Genomic DNA, 25,003 nt, shown 5'->3' on the forward strand with positions numbered 1-25,003 from the left:
AGGAGAGATTAAGTTAAAGCATGAGTGTTACATATTACAAATCGGAAGAGTCCTTCCAATTCGAAAACGGTTCTAGTCTGGAGGAGCTTTCTATAGCTTACCATACCTATGGAACGTTGAACGAAAATAAGGATAATGTGGTGTGGGTTTGTCATGCATTGACGGCAAATTCTGATGTTTTCGATTGGTGGCCGGGATTATTTGGTGAGGGGGAACTCTTCAACCCGGAGCAGTACTTTATCGTGTGCGCAAATGTATTGGGGTCGCATTACGGTACAAGCAATCCATTGAGCATCAACCCAACGACAGGAAAGCGTTATTTCTTGGACTTCCCACAATTCACTATCCGTGATATTGTGCGTACCAACCAACGTTTAGCCGACCATTTGGGCATCAAAAAAATAGAAATATTAATTGGAGGTTCCCTTGGCGGGCAACAGGTGTTGGAGTGGGTGGCTGAAAAAACAATAGCCGTAAACAGGCTTATTGTTATTGGCAGCAGCGCGCAGGCATCACCTTGGGGCATCGCCTTCAATGAGAGCCAGCGCCTAGCGATAAGCGCTGACCCGACCTTCTATGAACAAACACCAACGGGTGGTGCTAACGGACTAAAGGCGGCACGTAGTATAGCTTTACTATCGTACCGTAATTACCAGACTTATACCAAGACGCAGCAGGAAACAGAAGCCGACAAAGTAGATCAATACCGCGCTTCATCCTACCAGCAGTATCAAGGGGATAAACTGGTGAACCGCTTCGATGCCTACAGTTATTGGTATTTAACCAAGGCTATGGATAGCCACAATCTTGGAAGAGGAAGAAACTCCGTCGAGGAAACATTGCAAGACTTTAAAACGCAAACATTAGTAGTCGGGATACCGACTGATCTTTTGTTTCCCGCAACGGAACAAGAATTTATTGCGCAGCATATTCCTGGAGCATCGTACTACGCCTTAGACTCTTTCTATGGTCATGATGGGTTCTTAATTGAGACAAAAACCCTAACCGATGTTATCGGGAAATTCCTCCAAGAGACAGCAACTGAAACGCAAAAAGAAGCAGAAAAAGAAACCGTATAAAAGCATATAACTAAACCTGTAAAATGAGTAAAAAATTAATTATCGGTATGTTTGGATTTGGTGTGGTAGGACAAGGACTCTACGACATTATCAAAACCAAAAAATTAAATCTAGAAATAAAGAAGTTCGTCATCAAGAATGCAGATAAAAAAAGAAGTTTACCTGCCGAACTATTTACTACAGATGCCGATGTTATCCTGAATGATCCAGAGATTAATACCGTTGTTGAGCTTATTGACGATGCAGAAGCGGCTTTCGAGTTTACAAAAAGAGCCTTAACAACAGGTAAAAATGTGGTATCGGCCAACAAGAAAATGATTGCTACACACCTCGAGGAGCTTGCGCAAATTCAGCAAGAGCATGGTACGTCACTACTTTATGAAGGTGCCGTATGTGGTAGCATCCCTATTATTCGTAACCTAGAAGAATACTACGACAATGAACTTTTGCACTCCGTGAGTGGAATTTTCAATGGCTCATCCAACTATATTCTTTCTAAAATATTCAATGAAGGTCAGAGCTATGGCGATGCCTTAAAGAAAGCACAAGAGCTTGGCTTTGCCGAAACGAATCCGATTTTAGATGTGGGCGGTTACGACCCTAAGTACAAATTGGCTATCGTTGCTTCACATGCTTATGGTATCTACGTAGATCCAGAGAAAATATTAAACCTAGGTATCAATAACCTTGGTGATGATGATGTACGCTACGCACGCGAAAAGAACTTCAAAATTAAACTGGTTCCATTAGCGAAAGAAATTAACAACAATAAAGTTGTGCTTTATGTATTGCCTAAATTCATCAGTAAAGATAACATCCTCTACAACGTAGAGAATGAAAACAACGGTGTATTGGTAAAAGCAGCCTTTGCCGACGAGCAGTTTTTCTTTGGTAAAGGTGCCGGTGGTCACCCTACAGGATCGGCAGTACTTTCTGATATTGCAGCTTTACGTTACGATTACCGTTATGAGTATAAAAAACATCTAGACGCAGAACAAGTGCAATACAGTACCGACTATGAGTTGAATGTTTACTTACGCTATAGCGATGAAGAATTCGTAAACAAACTAAACTTCAATAGCATATCTGAACGCTTCTATGGCGAAGGATTTAAATATGTAATTGGAAAAATTAATCTCCAAGAGATTATTGATAAACGAGACCTTATTAATCAACCTGGAACCTTTATAGCAGAAGTAGTCTAGCTATAAAGTAAAGGAGCAACGTTCTGTTGCTCCTTTCTTTTTTCTTTACGTGGACACACTATACTTTAACGTATGCGACGCTGAATAGATAAACATATCTATGAATACATGCGGCCATAAACATGCGACCCCGCTGGGGTCGGTTATACAGCTCTCCTATCTCTTTCTATAAACATATGACTTCTATAAACATATGACCCCTCCGGGGTCGATTACATAATTCAATTATTTTATGTAAATGTGTTTCCTAAAGCTTGGTAATGAATGAAACATGATAGATCACGTAATCACCGATCTATAAAATCACTCCGGAGGATTGACATATTTATAACCGTAGTACATTGGTAAAATATGCCCCGAGAAGGTAATGAATGAAACATTATAAATCACGTAATTACCAATCTATAAAATCAATCCGAAGGATTGACATATTTATAGCCGTAGTACATTGATAAAATACGACCCGAGAAGGTAATGAATGAAACATTATAGATCCCATAATCACCGATTCATAAAATCAATCCGGAGGATTGACATATTTATAGCCATAACACATTGATAAAATAAGACCCGAGAAGGTAATGAATGAAATATTATAGATCACGTAATCACTGATTCCTAAAATCAATCCGGAGGATTGACATATTTATAGCCATAACACATTGATAAAATAAGACCCGAGAAGGTAATGAATGAAACATTATAGATCCCATAATCACCGATTCATAAAATCAATCCGGAGGATTGACATATTTATAGCCGTAGTACATTGGTAAAATACGACCCGAGAAGGTAATGAATGAAACATTATAGATCCCATAATCACCGATTCATAAAATCAATCCGGAGGATTGACATATTTATAGCCGTAGTACATTGATAAAATACGACCAGAGAAGGTAATGAATGAAACATTATAGATCCCATAATCACCGATTCATAAAATCAATCCGGAGGATTGACATATTTATAGCCATAACACATTGATAAAATAAGACCCGAGAAGGTAATGAATGAAACATTATAGATCCCATAATCACCGATTCATAAAATCAATCCGGAGGATTGACATATTTATAGCCGTAGTACATTGGTAAAATACGACCCGAGAAGGTAATGAATGAAACATTATAGATCCCATAATCACCGATTCATAAAATCAATCCGAAGGATTGACATATTTATAGCCGTAGTACATTGATAAAATACGACCCGAGAAGGTAATGAATGAAACATTATAGATCCCATAATCACCGATTCATAAAATCAATCCGGAGGATTGACATATTTATAACCGTAGTACATTGGTAAAATACGACCAGAGAAGGTAATGAATGAAACATTATAGATCCCATAATCACCGGATTCATAAAATCAACCCCGAGGATTGACATATTTATAGCCGTAGTACATTGATAAAATACGACCCGAGAAGGTAATGAATGAAACATTATAAATCCCATAATCACCGATCTATAAAATCAATCCGGAGGATTGACATATTTATAGCCATAACACATTGATAAAATACGACCCCGACGGGGTCGCATAACAATCACGCGGATAAAGCCTTTTTTATAATGTAACGGGATAATAAATTGTACCAAATGCGGAGAGCTCATCCACATTGCGTTGTTCAGAAAATAACGCAAATAAAGAAGAACCAGAGCCTGACATGGAGACGTAAGTTGCTCCAGCAGCGTACAAAGCATCTTTCAATTCTTCAACAATCGGGAATTGTGGGAATACCGAATCTTCAAAATCATTTTTCACACGCCCTTCCCATTCATCAACAGGAAGCCTAACCAAGTCGCGCAAGTCTGCAGCGGGAGCTTTAGCTTGCACATGGCGATAAGCCTCTGCTGTAGAAACATGCACATCAGGTTTTACAAGTACCATATAATACGAGGATAAATCCAAATCAAACGGACTTAACTCGGTGCCTATACCTTCCGCGTAAGCGACCTTATTTTCAATAAAGAAAGGACAATCTGCTCCCAGCGTAGCAGCTAGCGCTTCACGTTCATCTACAGGGAGATTAAGGTCATACTTACTGTTCAGCATATTGATTAATGTAGCCGCATCGGACGACCCGCCCCCCAAGCCAGCACCAAAAGGAATCTGCTTGTGCAAATGAATATGTATAGCCGGCAAATCAAAACGCTCTTGCAGCAAACGATAGGCACGCAAACAAAGGTTATCAGGCTCCACCGGCAAGTCTAATCCGGTAATGGTTAAATGCGTGTCGCCCTCCTCTTTCTCTGTGATCTCCAAGATATCATACAAAGGAAAAGGATAGAAAATAGTCTCTAAATTATGGTAACCATCGGGGCGCTTTCCGGTGATAGCAAGCCCAATATTTATTTTTGCATTGGCATAAGAAATCATATACAATATTACTCATCTTATCTAACAGTTGGAATAACAAAATAAATCAATACCCTAACCTCGTTAAAAACATGGCCACAGGAGCCATAAACAGCCTTAATTGCCACAGCATTCTCAGGTTTCAACAAAGCTTGAAAACTATTTTTCCTTGAAAAAAATCATCCGTATCTTTGTTTACAATGAATGTAGAGAAACTATTGGAAAGAGCACTCAACTTTGAGTTTTTAAGCAAAGAAGAGGGTGTCTACTTACACCATAATGCGGCAACTGCCGACTTGGTATATGTAGCAAATGAATTGCGTAAAATTCAGGTTCCGCATGGGAAAGTTACGTGGCAGATTGACAGAAATGTCAACACCACAAATGTGTGTATCGCCAACTGCAAGTTTTGTAATTTCTTCCGTCGACCGGGACATGATGATAGCTATATCACCGATATAGAGGTCTACAAACAGAAAATCGAAGAAACCTTCAAATATGGTGGTGATCAGTTGTTATTACAAGGAGGCCACCACCCAGACTTAGGTTTAGCTTTCTATGCGAACATCTTTCGCCAGCTAAAAGAGCTATACCCGAACTTGAAATTGCATGCTTTAGGTCCCCCAGAGATTGCACATATTGCCAAGTTGGAAAACATGTCGCACATTGAGGTCCTTAAAGCACTGAAGGAATCTGGCTTAGACTCTTTGCCAGGTGCAGGAGCTGAAATATTGAACGACCGTGTTCGCCGTCTTATTTCGAAAGGAAAATGTGGCGGTCAAGAATGGTTAGATGTTATGCGTGCTGCCCATCAGGTAAATCTGCCGAGCTCGGCAACCATGATGTTTGGCCACATCGAAACAATTGAAGAACGTTTTGAACATTTGGTATGGATCAGAGAGGTGCAAGCTGAAAAACCTGCAGACCACCACGGCTTTATTGCCTTTATCCCATGGCCATTCCAAGACGACGGAACCCTATTAAAGCGTTTGCGTGGCATCACCAATAACGTTACTAGTGAAGATTATGTACGCATGATTGCCTTAAGCCGCATTATGCTACCAAATATCAAAAATATTCAAGCCTCTTGGTTGACCGTAGGAAAGCGTACAGCACAGCTATGCTTACATGCTGGTGCCAACGACTTTGGATCCATTATGATTGAGGAAAATGTGGTATCAGCAGCTGGAGCACCACACCGTTTCACCTCCAAATCGATACAAGAAGCTATCGCTGAGGCCGGTTTTGAACCGCAATTGCGAACGCAGAAATATGAATTCAGAGAGCTTCCACAAATGGAGGAACAGGTCATTAACTATTAAAATAAAAGAACAACACCTTGAAAGACATCTTACTCCAGATAGAGGCTATTATATTCGCTAGTGAAGAAGGAATATCAGCGAATGATATTCGACAAGTTCTACACGATGCGCTCGCCGTTGAGGTCACCAATCAAGAAGTTATCCAATTGACGAAAATCATTTTCGACAAGTACAATGCTGATGACCAAGTATTCAGTCTAAAGGTGATTGGTAAGCATTATCAATTTTTGACGAAAGAAATCTATCACGAAGCGATAAATCAGCTGCAAGCACATAAGGATAAAAAGAAATTAAGTCAATCGGCTTTAGAGACCTTGTCTATTATTGCTTACCGACAGCCCATTACTAAGCTAGAGGTCGAGCAGATTCGCGGTGTAAACTGTGACTATTCGATACAGCGTTTATTAGAAAAAAAATTAATCCAGATTATTGGAAAGGCAGAAACTATTGGTAAGCCTTTGCTTTATGCGACAAGTGAACAATTCATGAATCACTTCGGAATTAAGTCTACAAAAGAGCTACCGCAATTAAAAGATATTATCGCCGAAGAGAATACGATTGGTGAAATCACAGAATAGTCATATTGAAACACAACAACCTGCAATTCAGTTAATTAAAATTAAAATAAATATTTAAATTTTAAATATTCTTGATTATTTTTACCGCCGGGAACAAATATAGATTTATCATTTTTTAATAAAAAAAGGCTATGGAGCAAGAGGTAGTACAAGAGGTTTTGATTGATGCAGCAATCAATTTTAATGGTCCTGAGGATGATGATGACGATGATTTTGATGATGATTTTGAAATTGAAGAAATGGATTCAATCGGTGATTTGGAAGATTTCGACCAAGACGATTTTTAATCAAGTTCGCAAAAGTATTAATTGAGAAAAGACAAAAAAAGAGGCACAATTCACATTGGGCCTCTTTTCTTTTTTTAGTTACCGCTCTACTTTGATTATTTACTGCGATGTAATTGTTCGTATAGATCAATTACCTTCTTCTGTAAATCAATCACTTCAACTTCTCTCAATTGAAGTTTTTTGCTCAAATTATCGATTTCATCTTGAATTTGTTTTTCTTCTTCTGAATCAGAAGTTGAAAGTAACTGGACTAAAGACAAACCAAATAGTTTAGAGATTTGATTTAAACGAGAAAGGTTTACGTCAGTAATACCTGTCTCAATTTTAGAGAATGCTGGAATGGAGATGTCTAAGCGTTTAGCTACATCCTCCTGGCTCCAACCTTTCTGATGCCGTAATAAGCGGATTTTTTTTCCTAATGCGTTCATGGGTAAATTTTACTTTATTCCAAAAGTAAGAAAAAAAAGTATAAGGTAAAAAATTAAAATTAAGAAATCAAAAATTCTTAAAGAACTTATCCGCAAAACTAACGATATTCATGGTGTTATGCTTAGGCGAAACCATGAACAAAAGATTAAAACCTAGGGACTTAAAGGATTCTAAATAGCCTTCAAGCGCATCCAAATCCGTTAAGAAAACGAAGTCTTTATGTTTAAAAACACGCTTAATATCTTGCTCTAAATCATCTAGAACGATGTTTTTATCCTTTATAGACTCCTTATTAACTAAAACAACAGCATGATCGGATTCATCCATCGATGATGCATATTGGGGAAGAAAATTTTCGTTGATAACATCATAGGGATTGAGCTCCATAATTGTGACCAAACCTTGACAAGGAAACTGCTCCTTGACGGCATGGATGCTCGTTCTAAGCTTGTATGGAGAGAATAAAAAGTCTTGATAAACAACACTTCCGTTCACACTAGCTACAAATTCTAGGTATCGAATCGAACTTTTGAAGCTCGCAATAGCCTTATAAAAGTCATCCCGCTTAACGCCCAACCACTCACACAAGGTGTAAGCACCCGCAATATTAGACAGGTTAAACTTACCAAAAACTTGCAAAGGGATACGATAATCTCCATCATGCAAATAGGTAACACCTTTGTTTATGGAATACTCGGGCATCTTGTAGCCATGACGATTTATTTTACAATCAAAGGTTTGCTCCACAATCTCGCGTAGAATGGTACTTTCCTTATTGTATATTAACGTTCCCTTGGGTACAATCGTCTCAATAAAAGTTTCAAAAAGATTAACATAATCCTCCTTACTAATATTGGTACGGCTATCATTCCATTCTACCCCACTAATCAAGGAGATATTGGGATCAAACAGATGAAATTTAGAACGATGATCGACGGGGGATGCGTAATACTCATCCCCCTCGATCAGAATAATTTTACTCGTTGCTGTAAGCTTAACTAAGCTATCAAAGCCCTCAAGCTGTGCGCCAATGACATAATCAAAAGCGCGGTCGAGTGTCTTTAATACATGCATAACCATACTCATGATGGTTGTTTTTCCATAGGTACCAGCGATGACAACGCGGGTCTTATTCACACAGAACTCATGGATAAACTCCGGAAAGGAGTAAATCCGTATACCTAAGCGCTGCGCCTCCACCAACTCCGGATTATTGATATCAGCGTGCATCCCTAAGATTACAGCATCGATATCTTCCGTTATCTTCTCCGGAAACCAGCCAACTTGCTCAGGGAGCAAATTAGCTTTCTTCAAGCGCGCCTTAGAAGGCTCCACAATCTGATCATCAGATCCAGAAACTTGATGCCCTTGTTCAGCTAATGAAATAGCTAAATTATGCATTACTGCACCGCCTATAGCTATAAAATGAATATGCATATTATTTGTTTCTTACAAATTTTGCTGAACACCAATTCTCCTGCACCTTTTTACTCATAAAGGTAAACCCTTCAGATTCGGCCTTAGCACATAAAATGGCTAAGTCTTCCCCATCATAAAAGCCACTTACGAATAAGAGACCATCGGCAGGTAAACACAGGCGATATTGAGCCAGCTGATCAACTAAAATATTTCGGTTGATATTTGCTAATACCACATCAAAAGAATGGCCTACGATAGCTTCTTTTGACCCTAACGCCGATTGTATCTGTGGTGTATCATTTAACACCTTATTTTCCGCTACACTCGCCACACATACATCATCGTAATCGACCGCCAAAATAGAGCTAGCACCACGCTTAGCGGCAAGAATTGCTAATATTCCTGTTCCGCAGCCCATATCTAAAACAGTCTTTCCTTCGAAAGAGTTTTCCAAAATATAGGATAACATCATAGAGGTTGTCTCATGATGCCCTGTTCCGAAGGACATTTTAGGATTAATTACAATCTCGTATTCCATTCCTGGCTTTGGTTCATGAAATGAAGCACGCACATAGCAACGATCGTCAACAACAATCGGGCTAAAGTTAAGCTCCCACAAGGCATTCCAGTTTTTATCTTCCATATCCTGAATAGTATATTGAACATCAAAACCATCAGCCTCATAAAGCAAAACTGTTTCTAAGGCCTGTACATCCAAATTAGCCGTAGGAATGTAGGCTGAAAAGCCATCACCAATATCCTCAAAGGTATCATAACCGATCCCTCCCAACGCATCAATCAATAAATCCTTTTGCCAATCTTCGATAGCAGGGACCTGAAAAGTTACCGATGAATAACGCATTACTTCGTGTTAAAAGCTTTTACAATACTTAAGAAGTCACGCGATTTTAAAGAAGCACCGCCGATTAATCCACCATCGATATCCGCTTGTGAGAATAAATCCTCTGCGTTGCTAGGGTTACAGCTACCACCGTATAAGATAGTTGTTGCATCCGCTAATTCTTGACCATATTTAGCGGCAAGTGTAGCACGGATAAAAGCGTGTACTTCTTGTGCTTGCTCAGGCGAAGCCGTCAAACCCGTACCGATAGCCCAAACAGGCTCGTATGCTAATACAACTTTTGCAAACTCTTCAGCTGATAAGTGGAAAACACCTTGCTCTAATTGTGTTTTGATGATATCAAAGAAGTTACCTGCTTCACGCTCATCTTTTGTTTCACCGATACAGAAAATTGGCTTTAATTCATTTTTTAATGCCGTGTTAACTTTCTCCGCTAAAAGAGCATCCGTCTCACCAAAATAACCACGACGCTCGGAGTGACCTAAGATCACGTAAGCAGCACCTACAGATTTTACCTGCGAAGCAGAAACTTCACCTGTATAAGCACCTGCATCCGCTTGGTGGATATTTTGAGCACCAACAGCCACTTTAGCAGTAGCTAATTTTGCAATACTAGAAAGGTGAATAAACGGGCTACATACAACAACCTCTTGATCGCCGACAACCTCGTCTTTTACCATGTTTACAATTTCCGAAAACAAGCTTAATCCTTGCTCATAATCTAAATTCATTTTCCAGTTTCCTGCAACAATGTTTTTACGCATAATACTATTATTTAGTCTGTTTTATAAAATCTTCTCTTTGTTTTTTGCTACGCAAAAATACTTCATATAAAATATCTAAGGAACCATCTTCCTGCGGATGGCCGCTATGCAAGGCACGCTGCTTCATCATTTCAGCAAATTTATCCCAGCAGTAGCCTTCCGTTTTCATATCGGTAAGCCACATAAAGTCTGCTACAAATTTGGGAATAATATTGGAAACTGCAACCTGTGCACCTACCCCAATCATCGTTCCTGTAGTAATAGATGAATTGATGCCACACATGGCATAATCGCCCATAAAAAAACCCACCTTTAATGCTCTTGTAGCGCGGTAACTGGCCGTTGTATAATCATACAACGAAACGTTCTTCCAATTATTTTGCAAATTAGAATTCGTAGACCCTCCCCCAACGTTACAGCCTTCACCTAAGACAGCGCAGCCGAGATAACCATCATGGCCCTTTGCCGAGTAGCCCCACAACACGGTATGGCCCACCTCTCCCCCAATCGTGGAGCCAGGACCAATACTCACATTTGGGTATATACGGCTGCCCATTTTAACACGGGCACCTTTTCCTATCGCTATAGGTCCTTTCAAATGGCTACCTTCTTCGATTAGCACATCGTCATCAATAAATATTGGGCCTTGACTACTGTTAAAAGTACAGCACTCCACCTGCACCCCTTTGCCGACAAACAAATCCGACCCGATATGAACATTACTCTCCGGAATCGATTGCGAAACCTTACTTGAGGTCAACAAATCATAATCAAACTGAATCTGCTTCGCATTCTTCAAGAAAATATCCTCCGGAAAGTGCAACACATCCAGCCTATCCGGGTACGAAACGCGGGTAAGAGAAGGACTATCGGGTTCTGCCAACCAACGTTCAGTATGGTAAGCCAACCAATCACCATCTTGCTGCAAACATACACCAACAGGCAACTGCTTCAGGGCTTCAACAAAAGCTAAGTCAGGACAAATATTGGCTCGAATTACCAAGTAAGAAGAAGCTTGGCCGCCCAGCGGGCTTTGAAATTTTAATTGAAGGTAAGGTTCGGTATAGTAACTAACGTCTGCATCAAGAAGCAAACGCCATTTTTCCTGCAAAGTAAGCACACCAACTCGTAAATTGCCGACAGGTCTTGTGTAAGACAATGGCAATAGCGATGTTCGCCAAGGCGCATAATCATGCAGTACAACTTCCATCATAGTAAGATAAAAGTACATAAAAATATCCCGATAAACTTAACTTATCGGGATATTCTTCTGTTAACAGATAACGGTTAAACAGATTATTTTTTGTTGTAACGGCTACGGAATTTATCGATACGTCCGGCTGTATCAACTAACTTCATTTTACCTGTATAGAAAGGGTGTGAAGTATGCGAGATCTCTAATTTCACTAATGGATATTCATTACCATCTTCCCAAGTGATCGACTCTTTAGTAGCTACACATGATTTAGTTATGAAAGAATATTCGTTAGACATGTCTTTGAAAACAACTAATCTGTAGTTTGATGGATGTAAATCTTTTTTCATTTTATCTTATGATTACTAATATTCAACAATTGAGGTGCAAAGATAATTTTTATTTTCTACAAAAACAAAACAATATTTACCCAATCCCTTATTTTAGAGGACGGAGCTCTTTGCATGGCCCAAAGATAAATCTTTATTTGTATAAAGCCTACTATTTCGATACAAAAATCATTAATCACAAAAGAACGACACGACGGTAACGACGCGTTAGCGCCTAAAATTAAGTATACTTAACGCTGAATAGTAGAAAAATACGCTCCCTCTCATTTGTCATAAAAAGCCAAAAGCCCTTTAATGATAGTGCTATTTTCAAAACTACCTATCAAAAATCTTTCTTTTTTGCTATTTTTGCTCCTTAGTAACAATACCACACCTTTCCGCGTTAGCAATCATTACGTTAACATCAGCGTTGAATGGAACGTTTTTTTGACTTTTTACTTATTTATAGCACACCATGAGTACTGTATTATCCGAACAGGAACAACAACGTAGATTAAACCTTCAAGCTATTATTGACTTGGGCATTGACCCATATCCAGCAGAAGAATTTAAGATTAACGTATCTGCTGCTGACATTTTAGAAAACTACGAAAGAGATAAGCTTAACTATAAGAGTATCCGTCTAGCGGGCCGTGTGATGAGTCGCCGTGTGATGGGAAGTGCTTCCTTCATGGAGCTTCAAGATTCTAGCGGACGAATTCAGACTTACGTAAAAAGAGATGATATTTGCCCTGGCGAAGACAAAACTTTATACAATACCCTTTTCAAGAAACTACTCGATATCGGTGATATTGTTGGTGTTGATGGCTATGTATTCACAACACAAACAGGAGAGATTTCTATTCACGTAGAGAAGTTAACATTGCTAACAAAATCTTTACGTCCACTTCCGGTGGTAAAAGAAGCTGATGGTAAAACTTTCGACGCTTTCACGGATCCGGAGCAACGCTACCGCATGCGTTATGTGGATTTAATCGTTAACCCACAAAATAGAGATATCTTCGTTAAGCGTACGAAATTGTTCAACGCGATGCGTAACTACTTCAACAATGCAGGCTATATGGAGGTGGAAACACCAATCCTACAGTCTATTCCTGGTGGAGCATCGGCACGTCCTTTCATCACGCACCACAACGCTTTAGATATCCCTTTATACTTACGTATTGCTAATGAGCTTTACTTAAAAAGATTAATCGTTGGTGGTTTCGACGGTGTTTATGAGTTCTCGAAAAACTTCAGAAATGAAGGTATGGATAGAACGCATAACCCTGAGTTTACAGCGATGGAAATCTATGTAGCCTACAAAGACTACAACTGGATGATGGAGTTCACAGAGAAATTGATTGAAAACTGTGCTATCGCCGTAAACGGAACGACAAAAGCTACTTTCGGCGAACATGAAATCGACTTCAAAGCTCCTTACAAACGTGTAACGATGGCGCAGTCTATCCTTGACTTCACAGGTTTCGACATCAGCGGTAAAACCGAAGATGAAATCCGCCAAGCAGCAAAAGGAATGGGTATCGCTGTTAACGAGACAATGGGTAAAGGAAAGCTTATCGATGAGATTTTCGGCGAGAAATGTGAGGGCAACTACATTCAACCAACATACATCACGGACTACCCTGTGGAAATGTCTCCATTAACAAAGAAACACCGTGACAACCCAGAGTTGACAGAGCGTTTCGAATTGATGGTTTGCGGTAAAGAAATTGCCAATGCTTATTCAGAGCTTAACGACCCTATTGACCAACGTGAGCGTTTCGAAGAACAGTTACGTTTGTCAGAAAAAGGAGATGATGAAGCGATGTTTATCGACCAAGACTTCTTACGCTCGTTAGAGTATGGTATGCCGCCTACTTCAGGTTTAGGAATTGGTATGGACCGTTTGATCATGTTCTTGACGAACAACCCTTCGATTCAAGAGGTGTTATTCTTCCCGCAAATGCGCCCTGAGAAACAAGAGATTGTTGTGGAATTGACGGAAGATGAAAAACTATTATTAGCGCAATTAAGTGAGGAGCCTATCCTATTAGCTGCCGCTAAAGAGGCTACTGCTTTAAGTGGTAAGAAATGGGACGCTGCAACAAAAGGACTACGCCAAAAAGGTTTAATCGACATCCTTGTAGATGGCGATAACAAATCAATTGTCAAAAAATAAAATAGACTTTATATAAAAGAAGAAGGCGTTAAACTAAGTTTAACGCCTTCTTCTTTTATATGGTCTAAGCAAAGTCTCCGAAGAGGCTATCCTTATTTATTTTTTAATAGCCCTTTACAGATATCGCTTACTAAAGCTGGTCCTTCATAGATAAAACCAGTATACACCTGTACCAAAGCAGCTCCAGCTTCTAATTTTTCTATAGCATCGGCTGCCGAATGAATACCTCCTACCCCAATAATTGGGAAGGCACCATTAGATTTTGTCGCCAAATAACGAACGACTTCTGTAGAACGCTTGGTTAAAGGTTTTCCACTCACGCCACCAGCTTCTTGCACTAAAGCGTCCTCACTTTGCAATCCTTCTCTAGAAATTGTGGTATTCGTCGCTATAACGCCAGCAATATGTGTATCACGAACGATATCAACAATATCATCCAACTGAGAATCGGTTAAATCGGGTGCTATTTTTAACAAAATAGGCTTCGGACTTTCTTTCTGCTCATTTAGCTTCTGCAAGGTATTCAACAGGTGCGTTAATGGCGCTTTCTCTTGCAAATCACGTAAACCTGGTGTATTTGGTGAGCTTACATTGACAACGAAATAGTCTACATAGTCAAACAAAGCATTAAAACAGTAGATATAATCATTTACAGCCTCCTCATTTGGGGTAACTTTATTTTTCCCGATATTACCACCAATGATAAGTCCATTTTTATTTTTCAATCTTTTCAATCGACCTGCCGCCACATCAGCTCCTTGATTATTAAAACCCATACGGTTAATCAAGGCTTCATCGGCTACCAATCGAAACATACGCGGCTTATCATTGCCCGGTTGCGGACGAGGTGTAACGGTACCAATCTCAATAAAGCCAAAGCCTAAACCTGCCATCTCCTCGATATAAGCGGCATTTTTATCAAAACCAGCAGCCAAACCAACAGGATTTTTAAACTTCAATCCAAAAACCTCTCTTTCGAGACGTTTATCTTCTACCGTATACAGATTTTTCAATAAGGACTTCGCTCCCCATATTTTTGTGAAGCGTTGTAGGCCTCCAGTTACCGTATGATGAGCAGCCTCAGGGTTAAGGCTAAAGAATAAAGGTTTGACTATTTTGTACATAAGCACAAAGGTAGCCAAAGAAGCAGAAATTATCATTACTTTTGTAGCAAATGATATCAATTAATAATTTAACTTTCGAAATTGGTTCGAGAGCCCTATACGACGAAGCAAACTGGCATATTAAACCGGGCGATAAAGCCGGATTAATTGGTGCCAATGGTGCTGGAAAATCAACATTATTGAAACTGATTGTTGGTGACTATAAACCAACCTCAGGCACCATCTCTATGGCGAAAGACCTAAAGATAGGCTACCTGAATCAGGATTTGCTCTCCTACCACTCCGACAAAAATATTGTACATGTAGCCATGGAAGCCTTTGAGCGCCAAAACCAGCTACATGCAGAAATAGAAGTGCTTTTACAGAAGCTGGAAACAGATTATTCCGATGAAATCCTCAATAAGCTGAGCGATAAACAAATGGAATTTGAAGCCTTAGACGGCTACAATATCGAGTTTCGTGCTAATGAAATATTAGCCGGATTAGGTTTTTCTGAAGAAGAGCAAAAAAGACCTTTAGCTACCTTCTCTGGGGGATGGCGTATGCGCGTTATGCTGGCACGCATTTTACTTCAAGCGCCTGACATCCTATTGCTGGATGAGCCTACCAACCACTTAGACTTACCCTCTATCAAATGGTTGGAAACGTACTTACAATCCTTCGAAGGTGCTATTGTTATCGTATCGCACGATAGGTACTTCTTGGATAAAATCATCAATAAAACGGTTGAATCACGCAAAGGCAAGTTAAATGTCTACGCTGGAAACTACACGTTCTATATCGAAGAGAAATCCTTGCGCGGCGAGATTCAGAGCAATATGTTCAAAAATCAGCAGGCAAAGATAAAGCAAGAAGAGCGCTTAATCGAGCGCTTCCGTTCAAAGGCCAGCAAAGCCAAAATGGTGCAATCACGCATCAAGGCTTTAGACCGTATGGAGAAAGTGGAAGACATCGATGATGATAACCCAGAGGTGAACTTCAGCTTTAAATTTTCGAAACCTTCTGGCCGCCATGTCGTGACCGTAGAGCATGTTTCGAAGTCATACCCGAATCTTGAAATTCTACGCGATACCAGCGCCATCATTGAAAAAGGTGATAAAATAGCCCTTATCGGTGCGAATGGTAAAGGAAAGTCTACGCTATTACGTATTGTTGCTGATGCCGACAATGCATATACAGGTACGAGTACCAAAGGGCATAATGTTTCGCAAACCTTCTTTGCGCAGCACCAATTGGAGTCGCTACATTTAGAAAACTCCATCCTGCAAGAGCTTGTAAATTTCGCTCCGAAACATACAGAAACGGAGCTACGCTCGATTCTAGGCTGTTTCTTATTTACGGGCGACGATGTCTTTAAGAAAATCAAGGTGCTTTCTGGTGGTGAGAAATCACGCGTAGCACTTGCTAAAGCACTTACTGCTGATGCCAACTTCTTGGTGCTCGATGAGCCTACCAATCACTTGGATATGGCTTCCGTAAACATCCTTATCCAAGCTATCCAGCAATATGAGGGTACAGTAATTGTCGTTTCTCACGATCGTTATTTCTTAGATAACATAGCCAACAAAATTTGGTTTATCGAAGATATGGAGATTAAAGAGTATCCTGGCACTTATGAAGAATACGAAATTTGGCAAGCAAAGCGTGTTCCGAAATTAGAAAAGAAAGTAGAGAAAAAGGTTGTTAAAGAAGAGCCTAAAAAGGAGAAAGTACAGCCTTCAGACGACACGAAGAAAATATTGCTACGCAAGAATAAGGAGCTTTCGGCCTTAGAGCAGAAGATTGCCGAAAAAGAGCAACTTGTAAAAGCGCTAGAAATAGACCTTGCCAATGAAGACATCTATGCTGATGCTGTAAAACTGCAAGAAGTAACGCGCAATTATAACAGTACAAAAGCAGAATTTGATCAACTTCAAGAACAGTGGGAAAATCTCGCTGAAGAAATAATGACTTTAGAAGCTTAACATAAAAAGAGGATGTTCGCCATACGAACATCCTCTTTTCAATATTTAAACCTATGAAAATCCTCTTTTTTGTCAGCTTTTGGCTTTGTCAAATTGTTTCCAGCATACTATTTAAGTATGGAGGCATCTACCCTAAGCAACAGTGGAAATTACTTATCGCCGGCAATGTCATCCTTATCTTGGCAAGCTGGTTTCTAGTTCAATTATTTAAAACAGTACCTCAACCTATTGTAATAGCATTATGCTCCGGAGGAACATTCCTAACGGTACAAATAGCCATGTCTGTTTTTTTTAAACAACCCCTCTCGTGGGTTCAAATAATTGGATCACTAATTATTATCGTTGGTATGGTTATGGTAACCTTTGGCGATAAAAGCAACTTAACAAACTAATAACCTTCATAAGGCGAGGTATCCTCACCTCGCTGTATTTCTTCTAGGCGAACAGCATTCATATTCTGAATACTTTCAAAGATAACTTCCAATTCCTTACATAAACTGAGAAGCTTGTTTACATTAACATCATTTAAGTTTTCAAAATGATCTAATTCAAAGGTATAATAGTCTCCTTCCTCAAACAACTCCATTGTTTCTCTCAATTCTCCGTCTGACGCAAGATTAACCAACTGCACAAACACTTGATTTCTAATATCCTCCAACAAGTGTAGCGTTTCAATTACCCTATATCTATAGACCATGATCTAAAAAGTTAAATTTAACCTCTAATTTTTGTTGTATCTCGAAAGATACGTCAATGCTAATTAAGATAATTGTTTTGGACATCGCTCTTAAAATAAATTAAACATGCATAAAAAAAATCATATAAAACAAGCGTTGAGCCAGTTAACATGATGGTTAGCCTCATAATAAATAATGCTTGAAGATATTAAAAAAATGTAGATATTAACTTACATTTTGAAATTTTTTTTCTAAAAACAAAACAATAAATTCTGTCTAGTTAGACAACAAGCGCATATTTTTCAAATAAAAACCTAAAATTTATTTTTTTGCACAAAAAAAATAAATGCAAAAATCTATAAAACAAACAGTTAAAACATTTATTTGTTTTAAAAACAGTATATACAAAGTTCATAATTATGAAACGCAACCACCAGCTTAACAAGCATCTTGCATTTTCATTTGTGCTGCAAAAGACAGCAATTATTTCTTTTTTAACAAATAAGAAAACAAGTTCTTATAAAGAAAATAAACAACCTATTTACTATGAAGCAGATATATTTCAAATTTCTTAAGAAATGACGCGTAATAGCATCCCATTCTTAGGCATAGTAAAATATATAGGGCCGCCCAAATCAAAACGACACTAACCTGTTAAAAACATAACGTAGCGACTTATCTATGGACATCTTGACCGAAAAACAAACAATCACGCTCCTAACGACAATTCATACATTTACTTTCTACAGCTTAAAAAAAAGAATTAAGGACTAAGTCTTTTAGCTTTATAATCAGTAGACAATTTACAAAAAAACAAACACAATCAAAACTTATTTAAAAAGCCATGTACCAGGCGTCATCTTCGACCAAAGAGGGGTTAAAAACAAGAACGCTATACAGTATATAAAAATAGAGCCTAGCATAAACAAGGCTCTATTTAGTAGAATAAGTAATCCGAAAACTTAAAATATGACGCCTTTACTTTTGTAAAGACAAGCCAGCTGCTTTGGCCATCTTCTTCGGGATATCTGTATTTTCCATTTTATGAGAATAGGCTTCAGCACCTGCCCCTATTGCAAAAACAGGAATGTAAGCTGCGGAATGGTTGCCTGAGGCCCAAGCCACAGATCCTACTTTGTTTAATATCTTGATAGCTTCTGCGGCTAACTTTTCATCGGTAGCATATAAACTCTTTGTGGTAGCCTCTTCATGTGCGATAAAGCTCTTTTGATAGATTTTAAAAAGTGCTTCTTCATCCTCTTTACTTACTTTAACAGTACCAAATAAGCCTAAATTAGTGCTCAGCAACTCTTTAACAGCATCCCATGATGCATTTTCCGTTGATAAACGGTAGTTGCTAACCACCTTAGATAACTCGCCCAACGATAGTTTTTGATTTGCTAATATTTTTGTGTTCAAACGGCTACTACCATTACCAACGATAACACCGCCCGTTTCATGATCCGCCGTTACTAAAATAAGTGTCTCTTTAGGATGTTTTAGGTAGAAGCTATACGCACGTTTCACGGCTTCATTAAAGTCCAACATTTCTCTAACCGTCGTCGTAGCATCATTCGCATGTGATGACCAGTCGATTTTTCCACCTTCAACCATTAAGAAAAAGCCTTTATCATTCTTGTAGGTCAACGACTTTATCGCTGCATCAGTAATCTCTGCCAAATTCAAATCACCAGGCTCCTGATCAATAGCAAATTTTAAAGCTTCAGGATCTGTACCCTTTTTATCCATCAGAATTGTCTTCTTTCCTGGATTAGCAATCTTATTAAAATCTGCTAAACCATAAGCCAACTGGTAGCCTGCTTTCTCAAACTGAGGAAAAAGTGAAGGCACCGTTTCATCCTTATAACTTGTTGTAGGCTTTAAGAATCCAGAACCTGCAAAAAAATCAAAATTAGAACGTATTAAATCCTGACCGATTTCATAGTACATATTACGGTCTGGCTGATTAGCATAGAACGATGCTGGTGTCGCATGGTCGATACTCACGGAGGTGGTAATACCAACCTTCATTCCTGCCTCTTTAGCAGCATAAGCTATGCTACGGTAAGATTCTATTGCCGAGCTATCCATCGCTAAGACACCGTTTTTAGTTTTCTTACCAACAGCCAATGCAGTTCCCCCTGCTGCAGAATCGGTCACACCGTGCGACAACGAATAAGAAGTGGCAAAAGTAGCGTACGGAAAAGTAGAGAAAGAAAGTGGGAAAACGGTATTTCTATCTTCTTGCGCAGCAAGAAAGATCTCTGTTAAATTAATTTGATTAAGCCCCATTCCATCACCTATCATAAAGAAAATGTATTTAGGCTTCTGTTGTCCAAAAACAACAATATGGAAAAGAAAAAGACAAAGTAAAGTGGTTATTTTTTTCATAAGTAACAGTTTGTTAAGCCACAAATATAAAAGGCTAATATAAACTCTATGTTAAAATCATGCTTGAATAAGCAATCAACCCAAAATAACTACTAAACTACGTATTTAACACGTAGAATGAATCATCAAAAAGGTAAAATCTATTTTTATAAGAGACACAAAACAAAAGACTTAAGGATTTGTTCCATTATAATAATATACTAAAAAATTATGGAAAATCTATTATTAAATTCAGCAAAGGGTTTCTTTAACGATGAAATCCTTCACCTACTCAGTAGCAATACGGGTGAAAACCCAGATAATGTAAAAAAAGGTTTAGACGCTATCATTCCAGCGGTACTCCTGGGCTTGCAGAGCCAGGGACAGTCGGGGTTATCAGGCATCCTTGATAAAGCAAAACATCTATTCAACTTCGGTAACTTTAACATCAATAGTTTCTTCGAATCAGACGATAGCAGCAAAGAGGGCACAGCAAGCCATGACCTTCTAGGTAGTATTTTTGGTGGCGGTGCGTTGACAGGAATTGTAAGCTCCCTTTCCGGTTTTTTTGGCATTAAAGGAGACTCCATCACGAAACTATTGGGCGTCAGCTTACCAGCTGTATTCTCAAGCATCACTAACAAAGGTACAAACTGGGATGCATCGAGTATCTCTTCCTTATTAGACAGCAACAAAGACAGCCTTCTATCGGCTCTTCCTTCAGGCTTAGGCCTAGCGAGTTTGGGTCTTGGTAGCCTAAGTGGATTAGGCAAAGGTGCTAAAGACCTTGTCGACAGTGCTACAAAAACAATATCTAAAGCAGCACACGAAATACCAACAGCAACACAAGTAAAACATGTCATCGAAAAGGAAAAAAAAGGCGGTGGTCTTTGGTGGCTACTTATCCCATTAATTCTTATTGCGGCTTGGTTATTATTTGGTAAAGGATGCGGGAGCGCTGATAAGCCTGTCGCAGACACAACTGTACATGTAAATACAGTAGACACCTCAAGCCTTACAGCAACAGCCCCATCGCGCGAAAACGTGAGTCTTAAACTTCCGAATGGACAAGATCTATCGGCATGGACAGGTGGCATTGAAGATCAACTGATTAAATTCCTTCAATCAGGCGATTATAAAAATTTATCAGAGGCAGACTTAAAAGACAAATGGTTTGACTTTGACAACCTAAACTTTGAAACAGGAACGGCAACTATCCTTCCAGAGAGTCGCCCACAGTTAGCCAACATCGCTGCTATATTAAAAGCATTTCCAGATGTTAAGCTAAAAATCGGAGGCTACACGGACAAAACAGGAAATGAAGCCGTTAACAAGAAGATATCGAATGAGCGTGCGGAGTCTGTAAAAAAATATTTAACAGAGCAAGGCCTAGGTGCTCAAGTAGCAGGTGCTGAAGGCTATGGTTCAGAGTTTGCTAAGTATGAAGCTTCAGCTCCAGAATCTGACCGCATTAAAGATAGGAGAGTATCCATCAGCATTCGTAAATAATAAAACCCTTTTACGACGAAAAAGCACCATTCATGGTGCTTTTTTGTTATGAAACCTTATTTTTGTGCAAGATGACAGCACAACAAAAAGAAATGATTATTGGGGATTTTGAACGCTATATGCGCTATACAATCCAAGAGAAAATAGCCTTTACCCTTGATAAATTTATCGCTTTAGCTACCTCGTTGGTCAACTTCTACGAAGGTAGTGACCTCATCGCGACGGCCGAACGTGAAGATGCTGCCCTCCTACTTTTACAGGCTTTTAATGCGGGTATTGGCAACCGCATCAGCAACGATGATTTGCTAGAAATCACCGGGCTAATAATTTCGGAAACCACTCTTGATTATTCCATGCTAAATATTATATTTGCACAGCAAAAGGGGGATTAGCTCAGCTGGCTAGAGCGTTTGGCTGGCAGCCAAAAGGTCATCGGTTCGACTCCGATATTCTCCACATAACAAAAAATAAGCCCTTAAACATACCCTGTTTAAGGGCTTATTTTTTTGCATCAAGCAGGGCTTACTAACGCCGTCGACCTCACCTAATGCGGAGCACTATTCCTACTAAAAATTGTTTGCGGAATCATAAATACCTAATTCCCTATAAATACCTATTTTTGTAAAAAAAACAATTGTATACAAGAGAGGAAGCTAAAAAGCTAAAAGAACAATTTTGGACCAGTTTTGGGCAATTCATGTCATTAAACTTATCCGAAGAAGGAACGAAAGCCAATTGGGTTAATTACAAAACAGGCATCAAGCATATCTTTTTCCGCATGGATGCAGATAACAAATCGGCGAGCATATATGTGGAAATCAACCATCCCGATGCAGGAATACGAGAGCTTATCTATGAACAATTTGTAGCGTTCAAAACAATATTTGAAGATGCGCTAAATGAACCTTGGGAATGGGATGCTATCTATCACGATGCCTACGGAAAACAAACGGCACGTATTGGCATCGTATTTCCACACAAAGTATCCGTATTTAAACAAGAAGACTGGCCTGCGCTCATTCAGTTTTTTAAGCCGCGCATGCTTGCGCTTGATAGCTTTTGGTCTGATGCGAAGTATGCGTTCGACCTATTTCGCTAGCATTTTATAGAAAACAAAGCAGGCATATCTACGAAAAATTGTAGGTAAAAGCCAGAATAAGTTACTTAACTTTGCCCCAACGATAAAAATTTATTTTAACGCATGAGAAATCTATGTAAACTTGTTTTCATCTGCTTCTTAGCCTTACAATATCAAGCGGTAAACGCTTGGGGATTGACTGGCCACCGTGTAGTAGCAGAGATCGCTGAAAACCACTTAAACAACAAAGCGAAAAAAAACATTCAAAAAATCATTGGTAACCAAAAATTAGCGTATTGGTCCAACTGGGCAGACTTTATTAAGTCGGATCCAGATCCAGCTTTAAACCGTACAGGTTCATCGCACTTCGTGAATACAGAAGCCAACCTTAATTACGATGACTTTGTTGCTGCTTTAGGCGCTAGTCCAGAACACAATCTGTACAAAAGCTACAAAAGAATTAAAGCAGAAGCACAGCAAAAAACAGGCTCTTTAAAAGACCAACAGCAAAATTTATATTTCATCATCCACCTTTTAGGTGATGCCCACCAGCCGATGCACGTTAGCCGTGCTGAAGATTTAGGGGGCAACAAGATTGAAGTAGATTTTTTTGGTAGAAAGTCAAATATTCACCGCGTATGGGATTCTGACCTTGTTGATGGCGAGCAGTACAGCTTCACAGAATATGCACGTGTATTGGATATTTACAATGCTAGCTACTACAAGCAATTTACAAACACAAGCTTAGAGCAATGGTTGTATGAATCGCACGAATTAGCGAATGCTATTTACGATGATGTTGCTAAAAATGCAAACCTACGTTACGAGTATGGCTATAAATACAAGTACATTATGGAAGCTTGTTTATTAAAAGCGGGTATCCGACTAGCACACGAATTGAACGACATTTACGGTAAATAAGTAAAGTCCAAAATATAATTAAGCCCCCAAGATCAATGATTTTGGGGGCTTAGTTATTATATAGCTTTTTATTTCCTATAAAGAAACCACTACTTCTTTAGCTTATCGGCTACAACAATAGCGATAATACAGCTGATGATAAATCAATTATCAAACATTTTCGTATATTAGAATCATGCAAAATATTTATCACTTCTTTATTTAACATATGGTAATTAACTTGAAGTTATTTTTACCATCGTTATGTTTAGCATTCTTAGCCTGCGCACAGCCGGCAGAAAAAAACAAAATCGAGGTAACAGCGCAAAATAGTGCCGATTCTATAGCCCTTGCAAAAAAATTAGCCGAAGAGGCTAAAAAAATTATTCCGAAAACAGCAGCCGATATAACGTTAAGCAAATCGTTCCTCTACGATCAGCATACGCTGGAGGATAGCTATCCTTATCAGAAGAAAACGCGCGTTTTCCAAATGGATAAAATAAAGGAAAAACTAGCCTGGATAGAGAATTTTCAGCAGGAAAAAAAGAATTATGCTGTACTTCAAAACTATAAGAATAAAAATAGAGAGGCACCGCTCGTTAAAAGCTATCACCGTGATGCCTACACACGCATATCCGATAGTTTAAACACGGAACGTTACCAATCGGCACCTTTATACCTTCTTGGCGAAACAAAAACACCAACCATATATGGGCGTGATGGCTCCTTAGTACAGCTGCTAAGCAGTGACACCATAGACATGGTACGCTTTGCTGGAATCTCTTTGGATGGAGAGTGGGAAGTTCCGAAGCGCTATGTAAAAACAATTGGTGATAGTGTGACTTTCTACAAAGTAGTAATTGTAGATGTTACAAACCAGAACATCATGACCTTGGAACGTGAAAGCCCCGGCAAATGGCTTATCCGTAGTATGAACCCAGCGACAACAGGTAGACACAACCCTCCGTATGCGCAAGAGACTCCCGTAGGAACCTTTGTTTTACAAGAGAAAAAATCAAAGATGTTCTACTATGGTGATGGTACAACAACCATTGAAGGTTACGCGCCTTATGCCAATCGATTTACGAATGGAGCCTATATACATGGTGTTCCCGTGAACAATCCGCAGGGAGCTATTGTGGAATACAGCTGGTCATTGGGAACGACGCCGCGCTCACATATGTGTGTACGAAATGCCTCATCCCATGCTAAACATGTTTACAACTGGACGAAGACCTTTAATGCACTTTTTGTAGTTATTGATTAACAATAAAGGCCATAAAAAGTCAATAAACAGCCATAAAAAGTCTCTTAACAAAACTTTAACAGTTTGACCATCAAATTACTATTAAATTTGCATCGA

At 39.1% G+C, this 25,003-nt stretch carries 23 protein-coding genes and 1 tRNA gene; 14 read left to right on the forward strand and 10 right to left on the reverse strand.

Features of this window, described 5'->3' with window-relative positions:
• The first annotated feature begins 20 nt into the window (after positions 1-20).
• Both WH223_RS18040 and WH223_RS18045 read left to right on the forward strand, forming a co-directional pair.
• Positions 21-1,079 (forward strand): homoserine O-acetyltransferase family protein, encoded by a 1,059-nt coding sequence (locus WH223_RS18040; RefSeq protein ID WP_340049250.1) that lies wholly within the window; start codon positions 21-23, stop codon positions 1,077-1,079.
• 23 nt (positions 1,080-1,102) lie between these two features.
• On the forward strand, positions 1,103-2,284 hold the full coding sequence (locus tag WH223_RS18045) for a homoserine dehydrogenase (protein ID WP_340049251.1): 1,182 nt from the start codon (positions 1,103-1,105) through the stop codon (positions 2,282-2,284).
• Between the two features lie 1,575 nt (positions 2,285-3,859).
• Here WH223_RS18045 and ispE read toward each other — a convergent pair.
• Positions 3,860-4,672 (reverse strand): 4-(cytidine 5'-diphospho)-2-C-methyl-D-erythritol kinase, encoded by an 813-nt coding sequence (gene ispE / locus WH223_RS18050; protein ID WP_340049252.1) that lies wholly within the window; start codon positions 4,670-4,672, stop codon positions 3,860-3,862.
• Between the two features lie 179 nt (positions 4,673-4,851).
• On the opposite strand from ispE, the gene WH223_RS18055 reads away from it, so the two are divergent.
• The 3 genes from WH223_RS18055 (at position 4,852) to WH223_RS18065 (ending at position 6,838) form a co-directional block, all read left to right on the forward strand.
• Positions 4,852-5,973, forward strand: coding sequence for a CofH family radical SAM protein (locus tag WH223_RS18055; protein ID WP_340049253.1), 1,122 nt, complete (start codon positions 4,852-4,854; stop codon positions 5,971-5,973).
• A gap of 17 nt (positions 5,974-5,990) precedes the next feature.
• The gene (gene scpB / locus WH223_RS18060; protein ID WP_340049254.1) at positions 5,991-6,551 is read left to right on the forward strand and encodes an SMC-Scp complex subunit ScpB; all 561 of its coding nucleotides are present in this window, start codon (positions 5,991-5,993) and stop codon (positions 6,549-6,551) included.
• Between the two features lie 131 nt (positions 6,552-6,682).
• Positions 6,683-6,838 (forward strand): hypothetical protein, encoded by a 156-nt coding sequence (locus WH223_RS18065; protein WP_340049255.1) that lies wholly within the window; start codon positions 6,683-6,685, stop codon positions 6,836-6,838.
• Between the two features lie 95 nt (positions 6,839-6,933).
• Here the strand turns inward: WH223_RS18065 and WH223_RS18070 are convergent, their stop codons facing one another.
• The 6 genes from WH223_RS18070 to WH223_RS18095 form a co-directional block, all read right to left on the reverse strand.
• Positions 6,934-7,266, reverse strand: a complete 333-nt coding sequence (locus WH223_RS18070) for a helix-turn-helix domain-containing protein (protein ID WP_340049257.1) — start codon at positions 7,264-7,266, stop codon at positions 6,934-6,936.
• Positions 7,267-7,333: 67 nt separating this feature from the next.
• Positions 7,334-8,704: a Mur ligase domain-containing protein gene (locus WH223_RS18075; RefSeq protein WP_340049258.1), complete on the reverse strand. Its 1,371-nt coding sequence runs from the start codon at positions 8,702-8,704 to the stop codon at positions 7,334-7,336.
• A gap of 1 nt (position 8,705) precedes the next feature.
• On the reverse strand, positions 8,706-9,548 hold the full coding sequence (gene prmA, locus WH223_RS18080; protein ID WP_340049259.1) for a 50S ribosomal protein L11 methyltransferase: 843 nt from the start codon (positions 9,546-9,548) through the stop codon (positions 8,706-8,708).
• On the reverse strand, positions 9,548-10,312 hold the full coding sequence (tpiA, locus tag WH223_RS18085; protein WP_340049260.1) for a triose-phosphate isomerase: 765 nt from the start codon (positions 10,310-10,312) through the stop codon (positions 9,548-9,550). Before tpiA ends, prmA begins: the two co-directional genes overlap by 1 nt.
• 7 nt (positions 10,313-10,319) lie before the next feature.
• Positions 10,320-11,525 (reverse strand): putative sugar nucleotidyl transferase, encoded by a 1,206-nt coding sequence (locus WH223_RS18090; protein ID WP_340049261.1) that lies wholly within the window; start codon positions 11,523-11,525, stop codon positions 10,320-10,322.
• An 83-nt stretch (positions 11,526-11,608) separates the two neighbouring features.
• Positions 11,609-11,857, reverse strand: coding sequence for a type B 50S ribosomal protein L31 (locus tag WH223_RS18095; protein ID WP_340049262.1), 249 nt, complete (start codon positions 11,855-11,857; stop codon positions 11,609-11,611).
• 454 nt (positions 11,858-12,311) lie between these two features.
• Here WH223_RS18095 and lysS point away from each other — a divergent pair, with 454 nt between their 5' ends.
• Entirely contained in the window at positions 12,312-14,018 is a 1,707-nt protein-coding gene (gene lysS / locus WH223_RS18100) for a lysine--tRNA ligase (protein ID WP_340049263.1), read from the forward strand.
• Positions 14,019-14,110: 92 nt separating this feature from the next.
• Here lysS and WH223_RS18105 read toward each other — a convergent pair whose 3' ends face one another.
• Positions 14,111-15,142 carry a quinone-dependent dihydroorotate dehydrogenase gene (locus tag WH223_RS18105; RefSeq protein ID WP_340049265.1) on the reverse strand — a complete coding sequence of 344 codons (1,032 nt, stop codon included), beginning with the start codon at positions 15,140-15,142 and terminating at the stop codon, positions 14,111-14,113.
• A gap of 50 nt (positions 15,143-15,192) precedes the next feature.
• On the opposite strand from WH223_RS18105, the gene WH223_RS18110 reads away from it, so the two are divergent.
• Together WH223_RS18110 and WH223_RS18115 are read left to right on the forward strand one after the other, a co-directional pair.
• Positions 15,193-17,106 (forward strand): ABC-F family ATP-binding cassette domain-containing protein, encoded by a 1,914-nt coding sequence (locus WH223_RS18110; protein ID WP_340049266.1) that lies wholly within the window; start codon positions 15,193-15,195, stop codon positions 17,104-17,106.
• Positions 17,107-17,159: 53 nt separating this feature from the next.
• Complete coding sequence (locus WH223_RS18115) at positions 17,160-17,498, forward strand: hypothetical protein (protein WP_340049267.1); 339 nt, start codon at positions 17,160-17,162, stop codon at positions 17,496-17,498.
• Here WH223_RS18115 and WH223_RS18120 read toward each other — a convergent pair.
• Both WH223_RS18120 and WH223_RS18125 read right to left on the reverse strand, forming a co-directional pair.
• On the reverse strand, positions 17,495-17,803 hold the full coding sequence (locus tag WH223_RS18120; RefSeq protein ID WP_340049268.1) for a hypothetical protein: 309 nt from the start codon (positions 17,801-17,803) through the stop codon (positions 17,495-17,497). The two genes, WH223_RS18115 and WH223_RS18120, sit on opposite strands and share 4 nt — an antisense overlap.
• A gap of 958 nt (positions 17,804-18,761) precedes the next feature.
• Positions 18,762-20,174 carry an alkaline phosphatase gene (locus tag WH223_RS18125; protein WP_340049270.1) on the reverse strand — a complete coding sequence of 471 codons (1,413 nt, stop codon included), beginning with the start codon at positions 20,172-20,174 and terminating at the stop codon, positions 18,762-18,764.
• 210 nt (positions 20,175-20,384) lie between these two features.
• Between WH223_RS18125 and WH223_RS18130 the strand changes: the two genes are divergently transcribed.
• The 6 genes from WH223_RS18130 to WH223_RS18155 all read left to right on the forward strand — a co-directional run bounded on the left by WH223_RS18130 (position 20,385) and on the right by WH223_RS18155 (position 24,907).
• Positions 20,385-21,662: an OmpA family protein gene (locus tag WH223_RS18130; protein ID WP_340049271.1), complete on the forward strand. Its 1,278-nt coding sequence runs from the start codon at positions 20,385-20,387 to the stop codon at positions 21,660-21,662.
• Positions 21,663-21,733: 71 nt separating this feature from the next.
• Entirely contained in the window at positions 21,734-22,054 is a 321-nt protein-coding gene (locus WH223_RS18135; protein ID WP_340049272.1) for a hypothetical protein, read from the forward strand.
• Positions 22,045-22,118 (forward strand) — tRNA-Ala (locus WH223_RS18140). The genes WH223_RS18135 and WH223_RS18140 overlap by 10 nt, the downstream gene beginning before the upstream one ends.
• 178 nt (positions 22,119-22,296) lie before the next feature.
• Positions 22,297-22,761, forward strand: coding sequence for a DUF4268 domain-containing protein (locus WH223_RS18145; protein ID WP_340049273.1), 465 nt, complete (start codon positions 22,297-22,299; stop codon positions 22,759-22,761).
• A 102-nt stretch (positions 22,762-22,863) separates the two neighbouring features.
• Positions 22,864-23,661, forward strand: coding sequence for a S1/P1 nuclease (locus WH223_RS18150; protein WP_340049274.1), 798 nt, complete (start codon positions 22,864-22,866; stop codon positions 23,659-23,661).
• 208 nt (positions 23,662-23,869) lie between these two features.
• Positions 23,870-24,907 (forward strand): L,D-transpeptidase, encoded by a 1,038-nt coding sequence (locus WH223_RS18155; protein WP_340049275.1) that lies wholly within the window; start codon positions 23,870-23,872, stop codon positions 24,905-24,907.
• The last annotated feature ends 96 nt before the right edge of the window (positions 24,908-25,003 follow it).

The sequence above is a fragment of the Sphingobacterium sp. MYb382 genome (assembly GCF_037572665.1).
Lineage (GTDB): Bacteria > Bacteroidota > Bacteroidia > Sphingobacteriales > Sphingobacteriaceae > Sphingobacterium.

What these genes read in the sequence shown, in the direction of transcription:
- WH223_RS18115 (WP_340049267.1), top strand. Translation starts at nt 17,160, where the DNA reads ATGAAAATCCTCTTTTTTGTCAGCTTTTGGCTTTGTCAAATTGTTTCC.
- WH223_RS18075 (WP_340049258.1), bottom strand. Translation starts at nt 8,704, where the DNA reads ATGCATATTCATTTTATAGCTATAGGCGGTGCAGTAATGCATAATTTA.
- ispE (WP_340049252.1), bottom strand. Translation starts at nt 4,672, where the DNA reads ATGATTTCTTATGCCAATGCAAAAATAAATATTGGGCTTGCTATCACC.
- WH223_RS18135 (WP_340049272.1), top strand. Translation starts at nt 21,734, where the DNA reads ATGACAGCACAACAAAAAGAAATGATTATTGGGGATTTTGAACGCTAT.
- tpiA (WP_340049260.1), bottom strand. Translation starts at nt 10,312, where the DNA reads ATGCGTAAAAACATTGTTGCAGGAAACTGGAAAATGAATTTAGATTAT.
- WH223_RS18120 (WP_340049268.1), bottom strand. Translation starts at nt 17,803, where the DNA reads ATGGTCTATAGATATAGGGTAATTGAAACGCTACACTTGTTGGAGGAT.
- WH223_RS18105 (WP_340049265.1), bottom strand. Translation starts at nt 15,142, where the DNA reads ATGTACAAAATAGTCAAACCTTTATTCTTTAGCCTTAACCCTGAGGCT.
- WH223_RS18055 (WP_340049253.1), top strand. Translation starts at nt 4,852, where the DNA reads ATGAATGTAGAGAAACTATTGGAAAGAGCACTCAACTTTGAGTTTTTA.
- WH223_RS18045 (WP_340049251.1), top strand. Translation starts at nt 1,103, where the DNA reads ATGAGTAAAAAATTAATTATCGGTATGTTTGGATTTGGTGTGGTAGGA.
- WH223_RS18070 (WP_340049257.1), bottom strand. Translation starts at nt 7,266, where the DNA reads ATGAACGCATTAGGAAAAAAAATCCGCTTATTACGGCATCAGAAAGGT.
- WH223_RS18130 (WP_340049271.1), top strand. Translation starts at nt 20,385, where the DNA reads ATGGAAAATCTATTATTAAATTCAGCAAAGGGTTTCTTTAACGATGAA.
- WH223_RS18110 (WP_340049266.1), top strand. Translation starts at nt 15,193, where the DNA reads ATGATATCAATTAATAATTTAACTTTCGAAATTGGTTCGAGAGCCCTA.
- WH223_RS18150 (WP_340049274.1), top strand. Translation starts at nt 22,864, where the DNA reads ATGAGAAATCTATGTAAACTTGTTTTCATCTGCTTCTTAGCCTTACAA.
- WH223_RS18125 (WP_340049270.1), bottom strand. Translation starts at nt 20,174, where the DNA reads ATGAAAAAAATAACCACTTTACTTTGTCTTTTTCTTTTCCATATTGTT.
- WH223_RS18065 (WP_340049255.1), top strand. Translation starts at nt 6,683, where the DNA reads ATGGAGCAAGAGGTAGTACAAGAGGTTTTGATTGATGCAGCAATCAAT.
- WH223_RS18040 (WP_340049250.1), top strand. Translation starts at nt 21, where the DNA reads ATGAGTGTTACATATTACAAATCGGAAGAGTCCTTCCAATTCGAAAAC.
- WH223_RS18095 (WP_340049262.1), bottom strand. Translation starts at nt 11,857, where the DNA reads ATGAAAAAAGATTTACATCCATCAAACTACAGATTAGTTGTTTTCAAA.
- prmA (WP_340049259.1), bottom strand. Translation starts at nt 9,548, where the DNA reads ATGCGTTATTCATCGGTAACTTTTCAGGTCCCTGCTATCGAAGATTGG.
- WH223_RS18155 (WP_340049275.1), top strand. Translation starts at nt 23,870, where the DNA reads ATGGTAATTAACTTGAAGTTATTTTTACCATCGTTATGTTTAGCATTC.
- WH223_RS18090 (WP_340049261.1), bottom strand. Translation starts at nt 11,525, where the DNA reads ATGATGGAAGTTGTACTGCATGATTATGCGCCTTGGCGAACATCGCTA.
- lysS (WP_340049263.1), top strand. Translation starts at nt 12,312, where the DNA reads ATGAGTACTGTATTATCCGAACAGGAACAACAACGTAGATTAAACCTT.